The 21,935-nt window shown below is 65.6% G+C and carries 20 protein-coding genes; 10 read left to right on the top strand and 10 right to left on the bottom strand.

Annotated features, from left to right (window positions below):
- Positions 1-2 precede the first annotated feature (2 nt).
- Both FXB38_RS12915 and FXB38_RS12910 read left to right on the top strand, forming a co-directional pair.
- The gene (locus FXB38_RS12915) at positions 3-1,286 is read left to right on the top strand and encodes an ABC transporter substrate-binding protein (protein WP_148751233.1); all 1,284 of its coding nucleotides are present in this window, start codon (positions 3-5) and stop codon (positions 1,284-1,286) included.
- 163 nt (positions 1,287-1,449) lie between these two features.
- Positions 1,450-2,289 carry an ABC transporter ATP-binding protein gene (locus tag FXB38_RS12910; protein ID WP_148751232.1) on the top strand — a complete coding sequence of 280 codons (840 nt, stop codon included), beginning with the start codon at positions 1,450-1,452 and terminating at the stop codon, positions 2,287-2,289.
- Positions 2,290-2,349: 60 nt separating this feature from the next.
- Here the strand turns inward: FXB38_RS12910 and FXB38_RS12905 are convergent, their stop codons facing one another.
- Positions 2,350-3,501 carry an AGE family epimerase/isomerase gene (locus tag FXB38_RS12905; RefSeq protein ID WP_187434839.1) on the bottom strand — a complete coding sequence of 384 codons (1,152 nt, stop codon included), beginning with the start codon at positions 3,499-3,501 and terminating at the stop codon, positions 2,350-2,352.
- An 86-nt stretch (positions 3,502-3,587) separates the two neighbouring features.
- On the opposite strand from FXB38_RS12905, the gene FXB38_RS12900 reads away from it, so the two are divergent.
- The 6 genes from FXB38_RS12900 (at position 3,588) to FXB38_RS12875 (ending at position 9,742) form a co-directional block, all read left to right on the top strand.
- Positions 3,588-4,811: a phenylacetate--CoA ligase family protein gene (locus FXB38_RS12900; RefSeq protein ID WP_148751230.1), complete on the top strand. Its 1,224-nt coding sequence runs from the start codon at positions 3,588-3,590 to the stop codon at positions 4,809-4,811.
- A gap of 112 nt (positions 4,812-4,923) precedes the next feature.
- Complete coding sequence (locus FXB38_RS12895) at positions 4,924-6,105, top strand: CgeB family protein (protein ID WP_148751229.1); 1,182 nt, start codon at positions 4,924-4,926, stop codon at positions 6,103-6,105.
- Between the two features lie 100 nt (positions 6,106-6,205).
- Positions 6,206-6,652, top strand: coding sequence for a cupin domain-containing protein (locus FXB38_RS12890; protein ID WP_148751228.1), 447 nt, complete (start codon positions 6,206-6,208; stop codon positions 6,650-6,652).
- The gene (locus FXB38_RS12885) at positions 6,649-7,770 is read left to right on the top strand and encodes a DegT/DnrJ/EryC1/StrS family aminotransferase (RefSeq protein ID WP_148751227.1); all 1,122 of its coding nucleotides are present in this window, start codon (positions 6,649-6,651) and stop codon (positions 7,768-7,770) included. Before FXB38_RS12890 ends, FXB38_RS12885 begins: the two co-directional genes overlap by 4 nt.
- Entirely contained in the window at positions 7,767-8,534 is a 768-nt protein-coding gene (locus tag FXB38_RS12880) for a class I SAM-dependent DNA methyltransferase (RefSeq protein WP_148751226.1), read from the top strand. The genes FXB38_RS12885 and FXB38_RS12880 overlap by 4 nt, the downstream gene beginning before the upstream one ends.
- Complete coding sequence (locus FXB38_RS12875) at positions 8,531-9,742, top strand: glycosyltransferase (protein WP_148751225.1); 1,212 nt, start codon at positions 8,531-8,533, stop codon at positions 9,740-9,742. Before FXB38_RS12880 ends, FXB38_RS12875 begins: the two co-directional genes overlap by 4 nt.
- 20 nt (positions 9,743-9,762) lie before the next feature.
- On the opposite strand, the gene FXB38_RS12870 is transcribed toward FXB38_RS12875, so the two are convergent.
- Positions 9,763-11,238: an MATE family efflux transporter gene (locus FXB38_RS12870; RefSeq protein ID WP_148751224.1), complete on the bottom strand. Its 1,476-nt coding sequence runs from the start codon at positions 11,236-11,238 to the stop codon at positions 9,763-9,765.
- A 281-nt stretch (positions 11,239-11,519) separates the two neighbouring features.
- Here FXB38_RS12870 and rffA point away from each other — a divergent pair, with 281 nt between their 5' ends.
- Complete coding sequence (rffA, locus tag FXB38_RS12865; protein WP_148751223.1) at positions 11,520-12,662, top strand: dTDP-4-amino-4,6-dideoxygalactose transaminase; 1,143 nt, start codon at positions 11,520-11,522, stop codon at positions 12,660-12,662.
- 3 nt (positions 12,663-12,665) lie between these two features.
- Here rffA and FXB38_RS12860 read toward each other — a convergent pair whose 3' ends face one another.
- Entirely contained in the window at positions 12,666-13,364 is a 699-nt protein-coding gene (locus tag FXB38_RS12860) for a hypothetical protein (protein ID WP_148751222.1), read from the bottom strand.
- Between the two features lie 353 nt (positions 13,365-13,717).
- Between FXB38_RS12860 and FXB38_RS12855 the strand changes: the two genes are divergently transcribed.
- On the top strand, positions 13,718-17,296 hold the full coding sequence (locus tag FXB38_RS12855) for an autotransporter domain-containing protein (protein ID WP_246229858.1): 3,579 nt from the start codon (positions 13,718-13,720) through the stop codon (positions 17,294-17,296).
- 9 nt (positions 17,297-17,305) lie between these two features.
- Here FXB38_RS12855 and gspM read toward each other — a convergent pair whose 3' ends face one another.
- From gspM to gspG, 7 genes are read right to left on the bottom strand one after another with little or no spacing between them, the layout of a single operon-like run.
- Positions 17,306-17,911 (bottom strand): type II secretion system protein GspM, encoded by a 606-nt coding sequence (gene gspM, locus FXB38_RS12850; RefSeq protein ID WP_246229856.1) that lies wholly within the window; start codon positions 17,909-17,911, stop codon positions 17,306-17,308.
- Positions 17,908-18,945: a PilN domain-containing protein gene (locus FXB38_RS12845; RefSeq protein WP_148751220.1), complete on the bottom strand. Its 1,038-nt coding sequence runs from the start codon at positions 18,943-18,945 to the stop codon at positions 17,908-17,910. The genes gspM and FXB38_RS12845 overlap by 4 nt, the downstream gene beginning before the upstream one ends.
- A 1-nt stretch (position 18,946) precedes the next feature.
- On the bottom strand, positions 18,947-19,876 hold the full coding sequence (locus tag FXB38_RS12840; protein ID WP_246229854.1) for a type II secretion system minor pseudopilin: 930 nt from the start codon (positions 19,874-19,876) through the stop codon (positions 18,947-18,949).
- Positions 19,873-20,613, bottom strand: a complete 741-nt coding sequence (locus FXB38_RS12835; protein WP_246229852.1) for a general secretion pathway protein GspJ — start codon at positions 20,611-20,613, stop codon at positions 19,873-19,875. Before FXB38_RS12835 ends, FXB38_RS12840 begins: the two co-directional genes overlap by 4 nt.
- A complete protein-coding gene (locus FXB38_RS12830; RefSeq protein ID WP_148751219.1) occupies positions 20,610-21,008 on the bottom strand; it encodes a type IV pilus modification PilV family protein in 399 nt (132 codons plus the stop codon). Before FXB38_RS12830 ends, FXB38_RS12835 begins: the two co-directional genes overlap by 4 nt.
- The gene (locus FXB38_RS12825) at positions 20,986-21,495 is read right to left on the bottom strand and encodes a prepilin-type N-terminal cleavage/methylation domain-containing protein (protein WP_148751218.1); all 510 of its coding nucleotides are present in this window, start codon (positions 21,493-21,495) and stop codon (positions 20,986-20,988) included. The genes FXB38_RS12830 and FXB38_RS12825 overlap by 23 nt, the downstream gene beginning before the upstream one ends.
- On the bottom strand, positions 21,458-21,913 hold the full coding sequence (gspG, locus tag FXB38_RS12820; RefSeq protein WP_148751217.1) for a type II secretion system major pseudopilin GspG: 456 nt from the start codon (positions 21,911-21,913) through the stop codon (positions 21,458-21,460). The genes FXB38_RS12825 and gspG overlap by 38 nt, the downstream gene beginning before the upstream one ends.
- Positions 21,914-21,935: the final 22 nt, after the last annotated feature.

The following is a 21,935-nucleotide window of genomic DNA, read 5'->3' as shown; positions in this document are numbered from 1 at the left end:
CCATGACAATGAAGGCCCTTTTGAGCACCGCATCGCTCGCTCTTGTGATCGCGGCATTCTCCGCGAGCGCGCAAGCGCAGATCGCGATCGGGCATCTCGCCGATTATTCCGGCGGCACCTCCGACGTCGGCACGCCCTACGGGCAGGCCGTCGCCGACACTTTTGCCTGGATCAACAAGAACGGCGGCATCGGCGGCAAGCAGGTCAGCGTCGACACCAACGATTACGGCTACCAGGTGCCGCGCGCGATCGCGCTCTACAAGAAGTGGTCGGCACCGGACTCGAAGGTTGCCGCGATCATGGGCTGGGGCACTGCGGATACTGAAGCACTGACCGGCTTCCTCGCCCAGGACAAGATCCCCGACATGTCGGGCTCCTATGCCGCGGCCCTGACCGATCCCGAAGGCACCAGCGGCAAGGCCAAGCCCGCGCCCTACAATTTCTTCTACGGCCCGAGCTATTCGGACTCGCTGCGCGCGATGCTGATCTGGGCGGCTGAGGACTGGAAGGCCAAGGGCAAGCCCGGCAAGCCGAAATTCGTGCACATGGGTGCCAACCACCCTTACCCGAACGCGCCGAAGGCCGCCGGCGAAGCCATGGCGCAGGAGCTCGGCTTCGAGGTGCTCCCCCCGCTGGTGTTCGCGCTTACGCCGGGTGACTACAGCGCGCAGTGCCTGAGCCTGAAATCCTCGGGCGCCCACTATGCCTATCTCGGCAACACCGCGGCCTCCAACATCTCGGTGATGAAGGCCTGCAAGACCGCGGGCGCCGAGGTGCAGTTCCTCGGCAATGTCTGGGGCATGGACGAGAACGCTGCCAAGACCGCAGGCGACGCCGCCAACGGCGTGATCTTCCCGCTGCGCACCGCGGTGAGTTGGGGCGGCGATGCGCCCGGCATGAAGACGGTGATGGAGATATCGAAGATGTCCGACCCTACCGGCAAGGTCTATCGCCCCGTGCACTACGTCGCGGCGGTCTGCTCGGCGCTCTACATGAAGGAGGCGCTCGACTGGGCCGCCAAGAACGGCGGCGCAACCGGCGACAACGTCGCCAAGGGCTTCTACCAGAAAAAGGATTGGGTGCCATCAGGCATGGAAGGCGTCTGCGCGCCCTCGACCTGGACCGACAAGGACCATCGCGGAACGTTGAAGGTCGAGCTCTATCGCACCAAGATCTCGGGCGCGACCGACGGCGATCTCAACGACGTCATGGCCAAGGGCACGATCAAGCTCGAGAAGGTCAAGACCGTCGAGCTGCCACGCAAGCCGGAACTGCTGGGCTGGTGAGCCTCGCCGTTTCCCCACACGCAACCGTCATCTCCCGCCTTGTGCGCAACGCGCACTGGAGCGGGGGATCCAGTACGCCGCAGCTTCTCGGTGAATCTCTGGCGTCTCTGGAATACTGGGTCGCCCGGTCAAGCCGGGCGACGACCGCGGAGAATGATGACGCATGAGCGACACTCTCGAAGCATCTCGCACCAAGCCAACCGCAGTCCCCGCACCGCCCCTCCTCGCCGTGCGCAACATCGAGGTCGTCTATGACGACGTCATCCTGGTGCTGCGCGGCCTCAGCCTCGACGTGCCCAAGGGTGCGATCGTGGCGCTGCTTGGGGCCAATGGTGCCGGCAAGTCGACCACGCTGAAGGCGATCTCGGGGCTGCTCAAGACCGAGGACGGCGAGGTCACGCGCGGCGAGATCCTGTTCGAGGGTAAGCCCATCGCCGGCATCGATCCCGACAAGATCGTCCGCCGCGGCATCTTCCAGGTCATGGAGGGCCGACGCATCGTCGCCGACATGACGTCGCTGGAAAACCTCAGGCTCGGCGCCTTCACCCGCAGGGATCGCGAGGTCGATGCCGACCTCGACATGGTCTTCAATTATTTCCCGCGCCTGAAGGAGCGCACGGGACTGGCCGGCTATCTCTCCGGCGGCGAGCAGCAGATGCTCGCGATCGGCCGCGCGCTGATGGCGCGCCCGAAGATGATCCTGATGGACGAGCCGTCGATGGGCCTGTCGCCGCTGCTGGTGAAAGAGGTGTTCGCCATTATCCAGAAGATCAACCGCGACCTCGGCGTCACCATCCTGCTGGTGGAGCAGAATGCGCGCGCCGCGCTGTCGGTGGCAAGCCATGGCTACATCATGGAGCAGGGCAAGGTCGTGCTCGACGGCACTGCCGACGAGCTGCGCGACAACGAGGACGTCAAGGAGTTCTATCTCGGCGGCGCCGGCGACCAGCGCAAGAGCTTCAAGAACCTGAAGAGCTTCAAGCGGCGCAAGCGATGGCTATAGCGTTTTCGAGCGAAGTGGGAGCCGGTTCGCGTGAAGAAAACGCGTCAAAACAAAAGAGCTTTAGCCCAAAACCTGCTCCGCTTCAGTGACTGCGCAGAGAACATGATAGAACGACGACGCAGGAATGGTGTCGATCAGCGATTTGCCGTCGCTGTCGAACTGGTCGTACCAGCCGCCCCGCACGGGATGGCTGAGATAATGCCGTTCGAGCCGCACCAGCGCCACGCGCGCCTCGTCCGCCGCGCCCGCCTCGCCGGACTCGGCCTGCGCAATCCACGCTTTCGCCATCTCGGTCTGCGGCCACAGCCGACGCGTCGAGCGACGGATGTTGCCGGTGTCGTCGCCCTCGTCGACGAGGCAGCCGGTGGCCGTATCGCGATAGCGCAGCGCGGTCGCGAGCAGCTCTGCGCGCCGTTGTCCGGTCGGGCAGCCCGTGATGCGTTCAAACCCCTTCAACAGCCAGACCCATTCGGCCTGGTGGCCGGCCTCGACGCTGACCGGCTCGATCTTCGACCAGTCCTCCTCGAAATATTCTCCGAGCGCGCGCTTCTGCTTGTCGTAGAGATTGGCGAGGAACAGCGCGAAGAATTCGCCGGCGCGATTCTGGAACGACAGATCGTGGGTCGCATCAAAGCAGGCGATCATCGCCTCGAACAGATGCATGTGCGGGTTCTGCCGGCGCGGCAGCGACACCGGCAGGCTTTCGTGCACGCCGCCATGCGGCGAGCGCAGATGGCCGTCGAGGAAGGCGAGCAGCGCGTCGATCTCGGCGCGAATTTGCGCGTCCTTGTCGAGCGCATAAACGGCCGCCAGCGCAAACAGGATGAAGGCGTGGTCGTAGGCATCGCGCCGCGCGTCCAGCACAGAACCGTCCGGCGCCAGCCGATGCACATAGCCAGGCCGGCCGTCGGGCGCCTTCGCTTTGCTGAGCAGATGCTCCAGCCCCTTCAGCGCGATGGCGCGCCCTTCGGGGTACCAGCCCATCTGCGCCGCCTTGGCGTAGCACCAGATCTGGCGGGCCTGCACGAACACCCGGCGAGGCGCCGAGGCATCCGCCGTGCCGTCGCGATGCAGCCGGTCGATGAAACCGCCCGCTTGGCGGTCCCAGCCGACCGTCGACCACAGCGGGATCGCGTCCTCGATCATGCGGCGCTTCAGGCGCACGACGACGTCGGCCGCCTCTTCCGCCGGAATGATGCTCTCGTCCGCCATTGCGTCCTCTCCACGCCCCGCCAATGGCCGTCTGATACCCATGCCAGCGGCGGCGTGCAACGGATGCCAACCCGGAAAGACCTGCCATGACCGCCCATTACGACGCCCTCGAGACGCGCGAGCCAGCGGTGCGCGAGGCCGAGCTGCTCGCCCGCCTGCCGGGCGTCCTGCGCAGCGCGATGAGCGCGCCCGCCTATGCTGAGCGGCTGAAGGGCATCGATCCTGCCTCGGTAACGTCCAGGACGGCGCTGGCGGACCTTCCCCTGCTGCGCAAGTCGGAACTGCCCGCCCTGCACAAGGCCTCCCAGCCCTTCGGTGGCTTCGTGGCGGCGACCCCGGGGTCGTTTGCCCGCCTCTTCACCTCCCCGGGCCCCATCTTCGAGCCGGAGGGCACCCAGGCCGACCCCTGGCGCGGAGCGCGGGCGCTGTTTGCCGCAGGGTTTCGACCGGGCGACGTCGTGCTCAACACCTTCAGCTACCACCTCACCCCCGGCGGCTTCATCTTCGACGCCTCGGCTCGCGCGCTGGGCTGTGCGGTGATCCCTGCCGGCCCCGGCAATACCGAGCAGCAGTTCGAGCTGATCGAGGCCTATCGTCCTGTCGGCTACAGCGGCACCCCCGATTTCCTCAAGATCCTGCTCGATGCCGCGGCAACGGCGAGCCGCGATGTCTCCTCGATCAAGCGCGCGCTGGTTTCGGGCGCCGCCTTCCCGCCCTCGCTGCAGGCCGAGATCAAGGCGCGCGGCATCGACGCCTACCAGGCCTTCGGCACCGCCGATCTCGGCCTCATCGCGTTCGAGACCGAGGCGCGCGAGGGCATGGTCGTGAACGAGGACCTGATCATGGAGATCGTCAAGCCCGGCACCGGCGATCCCGTCTCCCCCGGCGACGTCGGCGAGATCGTGGTGACCTCGCTCGATCCCCACCATCCCTGGATCCGGCTTGCGCTCGGCGACCTCACCGCGGCATTGCCGGGCTCAAGTAATTGCGGTCGCACCAATATGCGCATCAACGGCTGGATGGGCCGCGCCGACCAGACCACCAAGGTCAAGGGCATGTTCGTCCGCCCCGAGCAGGTCGCCGAGATCGGCAAGCGCCATCCCGCGCTCGGACGGCTGCGCCTTGTCGTCACCCGCCAGGGCGAGGCCGATGCGATGACGCTGAAGGCCGAGGCAGGCACATCGGGCGATGCACTGCGCGAGGAGATCGCGGCCAGCCTGCGGGCCGTGACCAAGCTCGGCGGCGCAGTCGAGCTGGTCAGCCCCGGCGCGCTACCGAACGACGGCAAGGTGATCGCGGACGAGCGGTAGAAGATCGCCCACGGACATTGTGTGCGCCCATCGGATGGGCTATTCGACCCTGACATGAGGCACCGTCGGAACATCAGCAATCGCAACACCGCGAGCGGGAAACGCTAGGCCCGTGCGCGTCCTCATCCTCAACGCCGATTATCAGCGCTTTCTCGCCTGGCTGTACCGGCGCCATCCGGGTCTCGAGAATTCGAGCTACGACGCGCAGATGGCAGCGCGCAGCGCCAGCCTGTTCGGCGTGGCCGACTTCTACTCGCGCAATTTCGAAGCCCTCGGGCACACGGCCGCCAACATCCACGTCAACAACGGCTGGATGCAGACGGCATGGGCGCGCGAACATGGCATCGGCGTGACCCCATCGCAGCCGCCGGGCGCCGCCGTGAGCGATGCCATCCCGGGATGGCTGCAACGCGCCGTTGCACCATTCAAGCCGGTGTTGAGGCCGCTCGCCCGCAGAATCGGTTTGAGCCCGCGCCTTGACGCGCAGTCCGAACAGATCCTGCTGGCGCAGATCGAGGACTTCAAGCCGGACCTGATCCTCAACCAGGACCTGTTCCATGTCGACACGCGCCTGGTCCGCCGGATCAAGCAGATCTGCCGCCCCATCATGGTCGGCCAGGTTGGAATCGTGCCCTCGCGCGGCGAGGACTGGTCGGTCTACGATCTGCTGATCTCGCAAATCGCTGCGGTGGTCGATTTCTTTCGTCAACAAGGCGCCCGCTCGGAGGTCATCCATCTGGGATTCGAGCCCGCGATCCTCGACGTTCTTCCGCCTGCACCAGCGCGCAGCATCGACGTCTCATTCGTGGGCGCCGTATCGGCCGATCACCAGCAGCGCGTGGCGCAGCTGGAAGCTGTCGCGCGGCGCTACGATCTGAAACTGTTCGGCAGCGGCCTGCATACGCTGCCCGCCTCGTCACCGCTTCACCGCTGTTACCAGGGCGAGGTGTGGGGCGTGGACATGTATCAGGCGCTGCGAGCCTCGCGGGTGACGCTCAACTCGCATATCGACATGGCCGGACCCGAAGCCGGCAATGCGCGCCTGTTCGAAGCAACCGGTATCGGCGCCTTCCTGCTCACGGACTTCAAGGACAATCTTCACACGCTGTTCGAGCCCGGCCGCGAGGTCGCCGTCTGGCGTTCGGCCGATGACTGTATCGCGCTGATCGATCGCTATCTCAACGATGAGCCCGCGCGTTTGGCGATCGCTGCGGCCGGACAGGCCCGCACGCTTTCGACCCACACGTTCCGCCAACGCGTGAGCACGATCTTGCAGCTCGCCGACCGCAAATAGGAGCCGCCGACGCGCCCTTGACGGTGTGGGCCAAAATGGCCAAAGTGCTCTTGCGTGACGCTATGTCACTACAATTACAGCGTTTTTTGTCGAGGCTCAGATGGAACACGTCGAACATGTTCGATTCGGCGACCAGCTCTATGCGATCATCGTGCGCGCCTCGTTCCGCGAGCCGGGTATCCACTTCTTTTCGTCGCCGGAACTGTCGCAGCAGCTCGCTTATATGAATCATCCGAAGGGCAAGAGCATCGAGCCACACCGCCACAACAAGGTGACGCGGGAGGTGCACTACACCCAGGAAGTCCTCCTGATTCAGAAGGGCAAGCTCCAGGTCGATTTCTACACGGTCGAAGAAAACTATCTGGAAAGCCGCGTGCTCGGTGCCGGCGACATCATCCTGTTGTGCAGCGGCGCCCACGGCTTCCACGTGCTCGAGCCGGTCGAGATGTTCGAGATCAAGCAGGGCCCCTATTCCGGCGAGAACGACAAGACGAGATTCGCCGAAGTTGCCCAGTCGGAAATCCGGGTCAAAGGTCCGGGGCTGTGACCGCGCCGTTCGTTCCCGTCAACACGCCGTTGCTCGACGGCAACGAGGCCGACTATCTCGCCGAATGCATCCGCACCGGCTGGATCTCGTCGGAAGGACCGTTCATCAAGCGCTTCGAGCAGGCGATGGCGGAGGCCGCCGGACGGCGCCACGGCGTCGCGGTGACCAACGGCTCGGTTGCGCTCGACATCGCCGTTCATGCGCTCGGCCTCGAGCAAGGCTCCGAAGTCATCATCCCGACCTTCACGATCATCAGCTGCGCTGCAGCCGTCGTGCGCGCCGGCCTTGTCCCGGTCGGGGTCGACTGCGATGCCGCAACGTGGAACATGACGGTCGAGGGCGTGGAGGCCGCGATCACGCCGCGCGCGCGCGCGATCATGCTGGTGCACATCTACGGCCTGCCGGTCGACCTCGAACCGATCATGGCGCTTGCGCGCAAGCATGATCTGAGGGTGATCGAGGACGCTGCCGAGATGCACGGTCAGACCTATCGTGGCGCGCCCTGCGGAAGCTTCGGTGACGTCTCGACCTTCAGCTTCTATCCCAACAAGCATGTCACCACCGGCGAAGGCGGCATGATCCTCGCCGACGACGACGCGCTCGCCGACCGGCTGCGAGGCTATCGCAATCTCTGCTTCCAGCCGCAGCAGCGTTTCGTCCATGAGGAGTTCGGCTGGAACGCGCGCATGACCAATTTGCAGGCCGCGCTCGGCGTCGCCCAGGTCGAGCGCCTGCCGCGCACGGTCGAGCTCAAGCGCCGGATCGGCCGGCTCTATGACGAGCATCTCGCCGGTGTCGACCGCATTCGTCGCCCGGTCGCCCGCACCAACTATGCCGACAATATCTACTGGGTCTACGGCGTCGTGCTGGACGACAGCGTGCCGTTCGACGCCAAGGAGGCGATGCGCCGCCTCGGCGAAAAAGGCATCGGCACGCGGCCGTTCTTCTGGTGCATGCACGAGCAGCCGGTGCTGCGCCGGATGGGCCTGATGCGCGATGAATCCCATCCGGACGCGGAATGCATTGCCCGTCGCGGTTTCTACCTGCCGAGCGGACTTGCCTTGACCGACGACGAGATCGCGCGCTCCGCACAAGCGCTCAAGGAGATTTTGGCGTGACGGTGTTCGCCGACTACGCGCCCTGGTACGACCTGCTTTATCAGGACAAGGACTACGCGGCCGAGACATCGTTCGTCGAGGCACGCTTGCGCGACCACGGCGTCTCTTCCGGAAAGCTGCTCGATCTCGGCTGCGGCACCGGCCTGCACGCGCTGGCCTTCTCGCGCCAGGGCTGGAACGTCGCCGGCATCGATCTCAGCCATGAGATGATCGCGAGCGCCAAGGCGCGCGCCGCGCAGGCCGGGCTTTCGATTCCGTTCCGGCAGGGCGATGTCTGCGCGACCGGCCCGGAACGCGACTACGACACGGTGGTGTCGCTGTTCCATGTTGCGAGCTATCAGACCAGCCTCGATGCCCTGGCGGCGATGTTTCGCACGGCGCATGCAGCGCTGAAGCCGGGCGGCATCTTCTTTTTCGACTATTGGTATGGCGGCGCCGTGCTGGCGCAAGGCGTCGAGACGCGGGTCAAGGTGATCGAGCAAAAACCGCTGCGCCTGACCCGGATTGCGCAATCCGATCACGACGAACAGGCGGCGACCGTCACGGTGAACTACACCCTGTTCTGCGAGGACACGGATCGCGCCACGATCCACCGCGTCGATGAAGCGCACCACATGCGCTACTGGTTCCCCTTCGAGGTCGAAGCCGCACTCAGGCAATGCGGGTTCGAGCCGGCCGGCAGCCATGCCTGGCTGTCCGACGCTGTGCCGAACACGAAGAACTGGGCCGCCTATTCCATCGCGAGAAAGGCCGCGCAGTCGTGAAGCGCTACCACGTCGGGATTTTTCTCGAGCTACCGCTCGACGTCGGTGGCGGCTTCCAGCAGTCACTCACCGACATCATGTGGATGCGCGACTGGGCCAGGACCGCCGATATCGACGTCACCATGTTCACGACCCTGCCCGAAAATGTTGCGATCCTCGCCGATCTCGGCGTCAACAGCGTGTATCTGAAGCTTGGCTGGCTCGACCGCCTGTTCCTGTTCCTCAAATATTCCGGTGCGTTCGACCTGCTGCAATATACCATGCGGGTCTGCGCGCCATTCGAGAAGAAGCTGATCAGGGCCGGTATCGACATCGTCTATTTCACCACCACGTCGAACTGGAACCTGGTGCTCTACAAGCTTCCGTTCATCATCACGATCTTCGACGGCTGCTTCCGCGACAGCCCTGAATTTGACGAGGTGCGGGAATTCGCCCAGTTCGAGCGCCGCGACATCGTGTGGCGCAGCGCCGCCACCAAAGCCGCAGTGGTCGTCACCAACGCCGACGAACTGGTCGACATGCTGTGCCGGCGCTACGCCATGGAGCGCGACCACGCCGTCTGCATCCCGTTCTCACCGTCGTTCTACGTGTCGCGAACAGGCGCGCCCGATCAAGCCGCGGACACCTCAATCCTGATGAAGTACGGCATCGAGCCCGGCTACCTGTTCTATCCGGCGCAATTCTGGTCGCACAAGAACCATGCAACCGTCCTGCTTGCGATGCGCCTGCTCTGGGATCGGGGCGAGAGGCACCGGCTCGTGCTGTGCGGCTCCGATCGCGGCGCGCGCGCCGCGTTCGAAGAGCTGGTGGCACAGCACGGTCTGGGCGATTGCGTGCACATTCTCGGCTTCGTCCCCTCCGCGGAGCTTGGCGCGCTCTATCGCGGCGCAAGTGCGCTGGTGATGGCCACCTATTTCGGCCCCACCAATCTGCCTCCACTCGAGGCGTGGGCGGTTGGCACCCCGGTGATCTATCCGGAAGCCTTCCAGGCGCAAGCCGGCGACGCAGCCATCCTGTTCGACTATGACGATCCGGCCTCGCTCGCGAAAGCCATCGTGAAGGTCGGGTCGGCCGAAGAGCGCACCCGGCTCGCCGTCGCAGGCAAGCAACGGCTTGCCTCTTGCGCGGAACGGATCGACGAAGGGCATCAGCAGCTTGCCCGGCACCTGATGCGGCTGCGATATCGCCGTTACCCTCAAATCTACTGACGGATCAAATTACCCCTGCTTCAAGTCGGCACCGCCGCCAATACGCGCAGGCGCACGCGCCCGATGAGCAACGAGCTCGCCGCGACACTCACGACGACGAGCCAGATCGTGCATTCCACCAGGAAGTGGAGCATCCCCGTTCCCGGCACCACGGCGCGGATCGCCAAGCCTAGCCCCGATCCACCGAGCATGATCGTCACCATGATCGCGATCAGCACCAGCATGTAACGAAGCGGATGGGCGAGCGTCTGGCGCATGATGACGAGCGTCAGGATTCCGAACTGGGTCAGGAGATCACTCGCCACGATCGCGATTGCCGCGCCGAGGGGTCCCAGCCTGGGAATGAGCAACGCCGACAGGATCAGAAATGCGATCAGCTGCAGCCCCTTTGTGCGAACCAGGAGATCGCCGCGATTGCTGTGATTGGCAAAGACGAACGCCATCAGCGAGGGCGCAACGACGGCAGAACCGAGCAGCAGCGTGATGGCGAGCGTAGCGTCGTTCGGAATGCTACCATGCGTCCACAGGGCGAAGAAATCCGGCCAGAAGGGCAACAGCCCTGCGACGATCAGGCTGGCCATCGCGGTCACGAGCAGCGAGCCCTTTGCATAGAGCCTGCGCAGCCGCACCTTGTCGCCAATCGCATGGTCGTGACCGAGCTCGGCGCCGATCGGCAGCGTTATCAGGATGCAGAGGCCTCTCAAGAAGCTCGAGATCACGCGGACCAGGCCCCATTGCGCTACGGCCACGCGATCGGTGACCATCGCACTGACCAGCAGCATCGGGACGTTGGCGAGTGCAAGCTCGGTGAGGTTGGCGATGAAGAAAGGAAAACCAAGACCGAACTGCCCGCTGCGCCAGCGCCAGGACAGGGACGCAGTGGAGCGGTCACGGCCACGCCGCAGGAACGGCAACTGGCGTGGCGCGTCATAGGCAATCAGGAACAGCGCAAACAGGATCTGCGTCGAGACATAGGCAATCGCGACCGCGAGCAGGCTGCCGAACCAGGCGACCGCGACGAGCTGCCCGACCTGCCCGAGCGCCAGCGCCACATTTTGCGACCACACGGCCCGGCCGTATTTGCCATGCACGCGATAGAGGCCGGAAACCAGATTGGCCGGCAGCGCGAGCAGCGTGCCGACGGTGATCGCGAGCATTGCCGTGTCGAAGGTCGGCAGCCCCCGAAATCCGAGAACTGCGGCGGGCGGAAACAGCTCGGTGCCGACGATCAGCAACGCACCGAGCACCACCACGATCCGCAGGTAGATCCGCATCATGCGCGCGTAGAAGTTCGCCGTGCGCCCATCGCAATCGACGCAGGATTTGAAGGCGAGAAAGCGGTTGATGGAGCGAAGCTGCAAGCCGCCATCCGCGACGATGACGACGTTCCCGGCCGCAAAGAGGGCAAGCCAGGCCGCGAGCATGTCGCTGCTCCAGAATTGCAGGAATGCGGGAATGAGGAGCAATTGCTGCGTCAGCGCTAGAAGCATCTGCACCAGGTTTGCCGACCAGCCATGAATGAGCCGGTGAAGGCGGCCGCTGCCCTCTTTACTTTTGGGGCCGCCCATCCTGCCTGGCGCATCAACTTGCGTGTCGGTCAAGCCGCATCCTTCCCTGCGAAAACGCGCCGCGATCCGTCGCGAGTGCCCGCGATGGGATTGCGCCTTTCCACCGGACTGCACACGATCATCCGTTGATTTCCGTAACGGGAAACGTCAATGTGGATTCGAACCAGAGCGTTTAGGGCTGGTCTTAAGGAGGTTAAACGGCTTAGGCAATGGCATCAGAGTTCATCTCGTTCAATCGGCCCTACGCGACCGGGCAAGAGCACGGCTACATCCAGAATGCGCTGGACAGCCGTCACGTGTCCGGCGATGGTCGCTTCACCAAGCTTTGCCATCAATGGATCGAGCAGGGAACCGGATGTGTGCGGGCGTTGCTGACGCACTCCTGCACCTCGGCCCTCGACCTTGCCGCGATGCTGCTCGACCTCAAGAGCGGCGACGAGGTAATCATGCCCTCGTTCACCTTTGTCTCGACCGCGAACGCGTTCGTGCTGCGCGGCGCGGTCCCAGTCTTCGTCGATATCCGCGAAGACACCCTCAACCTCGACGAACGGCAGATTGAGGCCGCGATCACCCCGCGCACGCGCGCGATTGCGCCGGTGCATTATGCCGGCGTCGGCTGCGAGATGGACGCGATCGTCGCGATCGCGCGGCGTCACAATCTGCGGATCGTCGAGGACGCGGCCCAGGGGATCATGGCGAGCTACAAAGGCTCGCCGCTCGGCGCCATCGGCGATCTCGGCAGCTTCAGCTTCCACGAAACCAAGAACATCATGTCGGGCGAAGGCGGCTGCCTGCTGGTGAACGATCCTGAGTTTGCGCTGCGCGCCGAAATCATGCGCGAGAAAGGCACCGATCGCGGCCGCTTCTTCCGCGGCGAGGTCGACAAGTACACTTGGCAGGATATCGGCTCCTCCTATCTGCCGAGCGATATCACCGCGGCTTTCCTGTGGGCCCAGCTGGAACAGGCCGAGTATATCACCCGCGAGCGGCTCGCGATCTGGGACAGATACCACGCCATGCTGGCTCCGCTCGAGCAGCGGGGCTTGCTGCGGCGCCCGATTACGCCCGCTCACTGCCGACACAATGGCCATCTCTATTACGTGCTGCTGCCGCAAGGCGCCGACCGCAGCGCCGTGCTCGGAAAGTTGCGGCAAGCAGAAATCCAGGCGGTCTTCCATTACGTCCCGTTGCATTCAGCGCCCGCCGGGATGCAGTACGGACGCGCGCACGGTGATCTGTCGCGCACCACCGATTTGTCCGAACGCCTGATCAGGCTGCCGTTCTGGGTTGGCCTGCAGGAGCAGCATCAACAGCGAATTTGCCACACGCTCGGAACGATTCTCGGACGGTAGCGCTCAGAGCCCGTCCGCCTCGCCGTTCTTTGGCATCGCGCGCGGCACGAAGGGCGCGAACGAAGTGCTGGCCGTCGTCGGCATCGTCAGCTTGCCGCCGCTGTCCGCAGGCGCACCGGCCGTTGCGGGCGGCCCTGCCGGTGCGGACGATCCGTCAGGCCGCTGCAGCGCCAGCACCTCGCTGCGATCGCCCTGCTTGAGTGTCACCTCGCGCGGCTGGACCGAGGCCAGCGACCAGCCGTCCAGCGATTCGCCCTGCCGCATCCGAATGATCTTCTGGTCAGTGCGGTTGACGAGGATCGCGATCGCATCACCCTCGCCCACCACGGCCCCGACCAGCATTAGCGGCGGTGGCGCCTCGACCGGCCTCGGCGGCGGCGTTTGGGCCTCTTCGGCCCGAGCGGCTGCAACCGCGCGCGGCGGCGGCCGCCGCGTCGCCGAAAAAATCGGGCGCTCCTGGGTCCCCGTCAGCGCCGACAGCGGCACCGACCAGAGCGGATTTCCGCGAGGCGCAGGCTTGCTCGTGGCCGGCGAGGGCCGGGCAATCGGTCTGACCGCACCGACATCGACGCTCTCGGCAGGACTGCTGGCGGCATCGTCAGGCAGGATGTCCATGCGCGACGAGGTCGCCGCTACGCTTTCAGTGATGCCGAAGACCGCGCACAATGCAGCCAATCCGACCGATCTCAGCCACCCCGACATCGAACTCCCCTGCGATCGGCCAGCGCGCGGCGAGCCAGAGGCAGCAAACTAGTTCTGATAGGCCTCACGATCAACCCGCCGCCATCCCTTTAGACCTGCCTAGACTTGGCTGGAACGGCTGCGCCGTCTGGCATGTTGCGATGCATGAAATTGTTGCCCAATGGCCACGATCACTGAAATTGCAAACGAAACGGCCGGGAACTCCATGCAAATTGATGGCCGTTCATTGCGGCCGGTTGCGACGCCATGAGATCATGGCGCCGGGGCACGCTGTTAGCGCTGGCTCGATTGCGTTGATTTATTTTGGCGGTTTGTGAAGGCCGATGGCAGGATCGATCATAGCGCGCGGAAGGATGGATCGCCGGCTGCGCGCCATCGTCCGGCACTCGCTGGCGACCCTGCTCGCGACCACGGCGCTCGGCGTCGTCGCCGCGCACGCCGTGGACGCCACCTGGAGCGGCGTCAGCAGCGACTGGACGGATCCAGCCAACTGGTCGTTCCCCCCGAGCGTGCCGGACGGGACCGCGACGTTCACCAGCACCGGCGCCACCTCGATCGACAACTTCAACGGCATCGTCACCATCGGCACGCTCCAGTTCACGAACACCGCGCAAGCCTACGCATTCACGCTGTTCAACCCGTTCATCATCAACGCAGCGGGTATCATCAACAATTCGGGCAACACGCAGACTTTCGAGGTCACCTCCGGCAACAATCTGGTCTTTCAGAATAGCAGCACCGCGAACGGGGGCGCCGGGCCGGTGGCCATCACGAACGATGCCGGCGGCACCGTCAACTTCATCCAGAACAGCACGGCCGGAAACGTAACCCTCACCAACAACAGCTTCGTCACGTTCGAGGATTTCAGCTCGGCCGGCGGCGCCTTCATCACCAACAACCTCAACGGCCAGATCGATTTCTTCACCAGCGCCTCGGCCGGCACCGCGACGATCAGCAACGCCGCGGGAGCGTCGCTGAACTTCCACAACAACACCACCGCCGCCGGCTCGACCATCACCAACGACGGCACCGCGACCTTCGACGGCTCCGCCACCGCCGGCAATGCCACGATCACCACCAACAACGCCGCAACCACGAATTTCACGGGCACGTCGAGCGGCGGCAGCGCTCGCTTCATCACCAACGCCGGCGGCACCGTCGATATCTCGGGCCTGACCAGTGGCGGCATGACGTCCGGGTCGATCGAAGGCGCGGGCAATTACGTGCTCGGCACCAACACGCTTACCACCGGCAGCCTCAACACCTCGACCCAGGTCGACGGCGTGATCTCCGGCAGCGGCGGCGGACTGACCAAGGTCGGCACCGGCACGCTGACGCTGACCGGCGTCAACACCTACACGGGCGCGACGACGGTCTCGGCCGGAACGCTGGCGCTGTCCGGCTCTACTAGCATCCAGAGCTCCAGCCTCGTGACCGTGAACGCGACGCTCGACATCTCCGCGGTCTCCCTTAGTTTTGCCGCCGTCTCGACGCTGGCCGGCAATTCCAGCGGCATCGTGAACCTCGGCAGCAAGGCGCTCGTCCTCGTCAACGCCTCGACCGAGTTCGCGGGCGTCATTCAAGGCACTGGCGGAATCGACGTCTCCAACGGAATTCAGACGCTGTCGGGCGTGAACACCTATACGAACGCCACCCAGATCGACGCGGGCGCGACGCTGGCGCTAAAGGGTAGCGGATCGATCGCGAGCTCCGCGTTCGTCGGCTTCGCCAATGTAGGAGCAACGCTCGATATTTCCCAGACCACGTCCGGCACATCGGTTGCAGGGCTCTTCTCGCTGGCGCGTGAGGGCATCGTCGCGCTGGGATCGAAGACGCTGACGATCACCAACGGCAGCTTCTTCGGTGGCGTGATCCAGGATGGCGGCATCGCCGGCGGCACCGGCGGCAACCTTGCAATCGCCAACGGCGCCACGCAACAGCTTTACGGCACGAACACCTATACCGGCACCACGACGATAGCGAGCGGCGGCGAGCTGGATCTCATCAATTTCGGCGGCAACGGCAGCATCGCGACCTCGAGCAACGTCATCGCCAACGGCTTCTTCGACATCACGGGCCTGAGCGGCGGCACCTCGATCAAGTCGCTGTCGGGATCCGGCAACGTCAATCTCGGCGCCAACACGCTGACCATCACCAACGGCAACGGCACTTTCGCCGGTGTCATCGGCGATGGCGGCGCCGGTGGCGGCCTCACCATGGCTGGCGGCACTGAGACGCTCTCCGGCGCCGATACCTATACCGGCGCGACCATCGTGAACGGCGGCAAGCTTGTCGTCGACGGCTCGATCGTCAGCGCGTCCACCGTCAATGCCGGCGGCACGCTCGCGGGCGCCGGCAGCGTCGGCAGCGTCGCGGCCAACGGCGGCACGCTTGCGCCGGGCAGCGCGGCGAGCCCGACCGGGACGCTGACGATCAACGGATCGCTGAGCTTCACGGCGGCCTCGACCTATATGGTGCAGGTCTCCTCCACCACGTCCAGCCTCGCTAATGTCACGAGCGCAGCCACGCTCGGCGGCGCGACGGTGAGCGCGATCTTCGGCTCCGGCACCGTCAAGAAGCAGTACACGATCCTGACCGCGGCCAGTGGTTTCGGCGGCTCAGCCTTCAATTCGGCCGTCGTCTCCAACATGCCGTCGATCAACGCGACGCTGAGCTACGACAACAACAACGTCTTCCTCAATATCGGCGTCAACTTCACCCCGAGCGGCGGCAGCCTTACCGTCAACCAGCAGAACGTCGCCAACACGCTGACCAATTTCTTCAATTCGACCGGCGGCATTCCCGCCGCCTTCGCCGCGCTGACGCCTGCGGGCCTGACCACCGCCTCGGGCGAGCTCGGCACCGGCATCATCCAGTCCGCGATCAACGCCGACGGCCAGTTCCTCAACCTGATGCTCGATCCGACTGTCGTCGGACGCTCGAGCGGCTTCACGAAGGCCGGCAGCGTCGCGCAGTTCGCCGACAGCGATGATGCGGCCGCCTACGCGTCGATGCGCCCGGCCACCGCGCGCGAGCGCGAGGCCTTTGCGATGGCGACCAAGGCGCCGCTGCTGTCGTCGCAGCCGATCAATCGCTGGAGCGTCTGGGCGGCCGGCTATGGCGGCTCGGCGCAGGTCGGCGGCAATGCCGCGGTCGGCTCGCAGGACCTCACCGCGCGGGTCTGGGGCGGCGCGGCTGGCGCCGACTACCGGATTTCGCTGGACACGCTCGTTGGCTTCTCGCTCGGCGGCGGCGGGCTGAACTACGCGCTTGCCAACGCGATGGGCGCAGGCTCCGCGGATCTGTTCCAGGCCGGCGTCTATGGCCGGCACAATTTCGGCCCGGCCTATATCGCCGCCGCGCTGGCCTATGGCTGGCACGACGTCACCACCACTCGCACCGTAGCGCTGGCCGGCGCCGACCAGCTCCAGGGTCGGTTCAAGGCCGACACCTTCTCGGCCCGCTTCGAGGGCGGCTATCGCTTCACGACACCGCTGATCGGCATCACGCCCTACGCAGCCGCGCAGGTGACGAATTTCAGCCTGCCGAACTATTCCGAAGTCAGCCTCAATGGCGGTGGGCTGTTCGCGCTGAACTATGCCGCGCAGTCGCTGACCGACACCCGCTCCGAGCTCGGTCTGCGCACCGACAAATCTTACGCGATGCAGAACGGCGTGCTGACCCTGCGCGGCCGCGCCGCCTGGGCGCACGACTACAATCCGAGCCGCGCCGTCACCGCGCTGTTCCAGACCTTGCCGGGCGCAAGCTTCGTCGTGAACGGCACCAGGGTCGACGCCGATTCCGCCCTTGTCAGCGCCAGCGCGGAAATGAAATGGCTGAGCGGCTTCTCGATCGCCGGCACCTTCGACGGCGAGTTCTCCGGCAACGTCACCAGCTATTCCGGCAAGGGCGTGCTCAAGTACAGCTGGTGAGCCGGCGTCCTACTTCCCTGCCTGCCACTGGCCGGAAACACCCAAAATCATCCTGACGCGGCCGGTGCTGGCCTCGTTCAGGGCCGTGGCTTGGGGCACCTGGACGTCGAGTTGATCGACGAACAGGAACGGCATGCCGGCCTCGAGATCGTACAGCACCTTCTGCAGCGCGGGCTGCTCCAGCTCACAGCTGACGACGAGGCCGACAAAGCCGTCCTTCAGTTGCGCGCCCGAGACGTCGACCTGAGAGGACTGCACCGAGCCGCCGACATTGGCGACCGCGGCCGCAACCCGCTGCAGCAGGTTGGCGCCGGCGACCGTCACCGTCGGTCCCTCCAGGAACGGCGTGCCGGGATGTTCGGCCGAGATCGCCGCGGCATTCTTGGCGGCGCCCTTGCGGCCGCGCAGCTGGTCGAGCAGGTCGGAGGTCTGCGCCAGGGCTTGGCGGTGGGCGATGACGTCGGCGATCGACAGGCCCGCCGTCAGCAACAGCCCGGCCGTCACCGCGACATAGAGCGTGACCGCGATCAGCGGCGAGGCGGCGAGCCACCGCGCGACCGCGTTTCCGCTTGCCATCCCGCCGCTGCTCATGCCGCTTTTCATGCCGTTTTTCATGGCGCATTCCTCGGCTCGATCTGCGCCTCGATGTGAAAGCGCTCGCCGGGATCGGTGGAGCTGCGCGTGGTCGGGGCGTAGAAGGTCGCGCGGGTGAAATGCTGGGACTGCTCGATCAGCGGGATCAGCGAGGGCGCATCGCGGGTGATGCCGGCAATCTGGAGCTTGTTGCCGGCCAGATGCATTTCGGTGACGTAGGTGTGGTCCGGCAGCAGACGGCTCAGCGATTCCAGCACGATCACGCTCGCCGGCGTGTCGTACTTGCGCCGCTCCAGCAGCGCCAGCGGCGATCGCTCGCCGCCGTCGGCACCGCGGATCGCGGCGCGGCGCTGGGTGATCTGTCGCTCGAGCTCGCTCTCCTGCGCGCTCAAACTGTCGGCCAGATAGCCCGCGAAGATCGAACCGAGTACGGCGGCGATCGCGGCGATGGCCAGCACCGCCTGCAGCGTCCGGCTCAACCGCACCGGGTCGATCGCGCCGCGCGACTTCTGCTCGAACACCTTGATGCGCCCGCCCTCGGCCGGCTCGGTCAGAACCGCGATCGCGGACGGATGAAATCCGGACACCGCCTCGACATAGCCCATCGCCAGCCGGCGCGGTGCGGCCGCGATCATCGTGGTGATGCCCTCGCTGCCCTGCGCCACCGGCGCGCTGCAACCGAACACGGCGTCGCCCGCGCTCCACGGCGTCAGCCGATCGATCTGCGCGCGCACGATGCCGTCGAGGAAATCGGCCGCGCGCGCCGGCAGCTCCAGCGGACGGAACAGGAAGCGCGCCGGCCGCAGCACGATCTCGACGCGGCTGCCGCGGACGATCTGCGCCAGATTGGCGGACGCAAACTTGCCGTCCTCGAACGCGATCTCCTTCGCCGCGTTCTCCAGCTTCGCAGCCTCCAGCGCGAAGGTGCCGCTCTCATCCTCGATCAGCCGCACCAGGCGCGGCGACACCATCCGCTCCAGTCCAGCGACGATGGCACCGGCCACCGTGCCCGTCCAGGCGTCGACAATGGTACGGATAGAACTGAGCGAGCTCATCTCACAGAGGCTTTCCGGCGGAGCCGTCGAAGGCATTGTGCCACGACAATACACGATAAGGCTCATCGCCGCTTTCGAGAAGCAGGATGACAATCTCGGCCGAGCTCTGCCGGTGCGATGGCGCCTCGGCGGCAACCGTCACGCGGTAGGCCTTCGAGCCCTCGATCGTCGCGCTGGCGCTGCCGGCGAGCCCAATCAGGGACCGCGGGTCTAGGTTGGGATCGGCACGGTCGCGCAGCAGGCGTTGCAGGGTCTCCGGCGTCATAGTCGGCAGCGCCGCCACCACCTGCGGCGCGGCATCCAGCACGTTCACGGTGCGCATGTTGCTGAACACGGTGACGAAGGGCAGCACGCGCTCGATCACCGCTGACGGGATGCCGCGCACCAACCACAGCTCGTCGCTGTGCGGAAACGGCGCGTGGCGCGGCAGGTAGGGCGCGCCGAGCGTGCGGTAGTAGGAATCCTCCGGATTGTCCTGGCCGGTCTCCGTCGACGACCGCCACGCCAGGATCCGGTCGGCGTAGTCGGGCGCGTCCGACGCAGAGACGCCGAGCCCCGTCATCAGGCCTGCGAGGACGGCTTTCGGCGCCATGTTGAGATCGATGCGCGCGGCCTCCGAGCGGAACGTCACGGCCACCCGGCCCGCCCCGACGCGGGCGTTGAAGGTGCCGCTGGTCGGGCGCGTTGCCTCGCCTTGCGCGGTCAGCCGGTAGGCCGCGAGCTCGAGGCCCGCATTCATCAATGCATCGGCCTGCAAGCGGTCGGTGTTAACGGCGACCGTGACCGCGGTGTTGGTGACATAGGTCAGATAGATCAGCGCGAGCGTGGCGAGCGCAGCCAGCATCCAGAGCACCGCGATGACGATGAAGCCGCGGTCATCGACAAGTATTTCCTGGCGAAGCGCGCCCCGATCATGCGCCGCGGTGCTCACAACTGCTGCTCCTCTTTTTTCTCCGCCTGTTGCGGCCTTGTGCCCGCCACACAGGTCGTCGGATTCTTGGCCCGCGCGCATTCGGCCGGCGCCGTAATATGCGGCAGCACGGCGGCCGAGACCGCCAGCACCTGACCAGTGGCGCCGTCGCGCACCGTGATGCGGATGCGATCCGGCAGTTGCGACTGCCCCTGCCAGGTCGGCTGCCACTGCCTATCGGGCCCGGCATAGGCAAAACTGACGCGGAACGGCGCGCGGATCAGCACCACCTGGTCGACGAAACGGATCCGTCCGTCGGTCGGCATCGGCTGAAACGGCGCCCGCTCACGCACCAATGCCAACCCCCGCGCGTCGGCCTTCTCGATCAGGCGGATGAATTCCAGGCCCGGGCGCGCACTCGGGCCGAGCGCGGTGCGCAGGAAGGTCACCGATAATTCGGCACCGTCGAACAGCGGCACCCTGGCGTCGCCGTTCACGGTCATCTGCTCCGCGACGGAGAGATCGGCGACGATGCGGTCGAGCCCGGTGGCGAGACGCTCCGCGCGCTGCACCCGCGCAATACCGCGATTCCAGTTCGGCAGCCACTGTGCTGTCACCGTCGCGAGCGCGGCCAGGATCACGGTCATCAGCAGCGTCGCCAGCAGCACTTCGAGCAGAGTGAAGCCCGCCTCGGAAGCGCACGCGCGGTGCAGGCGTTTCCTGACACGTTTCATGACGCGTTTCTTGGCGCGGATCATTGCGTCGACCTCGGCACCAGCTTCACCGTCGTAACCTGGATCGCGCTACCGTCGGCGCGCTGGAGCCGCAAACTGACTGCGAGCGGCACGAAGCGATCGGTGGCGGGATTGCCGCCGGCAACATTCATCGGCGCAATATCGACGCGCCAGCGGCTGCCGGCGAGCTGCCCGCTCTGCCGGCCGAGTTTCAGCAGTCCACGCGCCGGCAAATCCGCAAGCAAGGTCTCGGCCGTGCTGGCCAGCGCCAGGTGCTGGTCGATCGAGCGCGTGCCCTTGGTCGTGACTGATATGACCGAGCCGATGGTTCCGAGCACGATGGCGATGATCGCGAGCGCGACCAGTGCCTCGATCAACGTGAAGCCGGCGGCGCCGTCAGAGCAGCTTCTGCGGGACAATCTCGACGCCTCCGGTCAGCCAGTTGACGCGCACCTCATAACCCATGCCGGGCCGCGCCAGCGCGATCGTCCCGCCGCACGACATGCCCGACGGAAAGAAATCGATCGACCGCCCCGTGGCGCGATCGGCGCAGCGCGAAGCCAGCGTCGCCTCCATGACCACGTCGCGCGGCAGGCGGATGGTCTGCCCAGTGACACCGGAGCGGATCGCGCGCGCCTCCGCATCGACCTGGGTTGCGACCCTGACCTGACGGCGCAGCGCGCTGTTGCGATCGGATTTCAGCAAAGCCGCGGTCTCGACCGCGTAACTCTCGAGCTTCGCCCGCGTCGTCGAGCGTGGGATCGCCGGCAGAATGATCGCCGCAAGCAGTCCGATGATCGCGAGCACGCACAGGATCTCGATCAGCGCGAAGCCTTCTGCATCGAAGGCTTGCACATCGCGAACTGGCTCAGCGTGCACCGCTGACAATGTCGGCTGCCGTTCCACTGCCGCCTTCCTGACCGTCTGATCCGAGCGAGATGATGTCATAGGGACCGCTGGCGCCCGGCGACCGATAGACATAGAGGTGGCCCCAGGGATCGTTAGGCACCACGCCGCCGCGCAAGTAAGGCCCGTTCCAGCCGGTCTGGTTGTTGCTGCGCGTCAGCCCGGTGAGGCCCTCATTCGACGTCGGGTAGCGGCCGAGATCGAGATAGTAGAGGTCGAGCGCGCTGGAGAAGCTCTCGATCTGGATTTTCGCCGCCTTGGCCTTGGACTCGCTGAGATAGTTCAGCACCCGCGGGCCGACCAGCGCCATGATCATGCCGATGATGGTGATGACGACGAGCATCTCGACCAGGGTGAAGCCGGCCTCTCCGCAGGGGGCGTGCCGCAGGCGTCGCCTTGACGATGGATATCTGGTCACTTCATGCCCCTCCCATTACATC

Origin of the sequence: Bradyrhizobium cytisi, assembly GCF_008123515.1 — a bacterium.
Classification (GTDB): domain Bacteria; phylum Pseudomonadota; class Alphaproteobacteria; order Rhizobiales; family Xanthobacteraceae; genus Bradyrhizobium; species Bradyrhizobium cytisi.
Note: the sequence above shows the minus strand (reverse complement) of the source record. Positions and strands in the feature narration are given on the sequence as shown.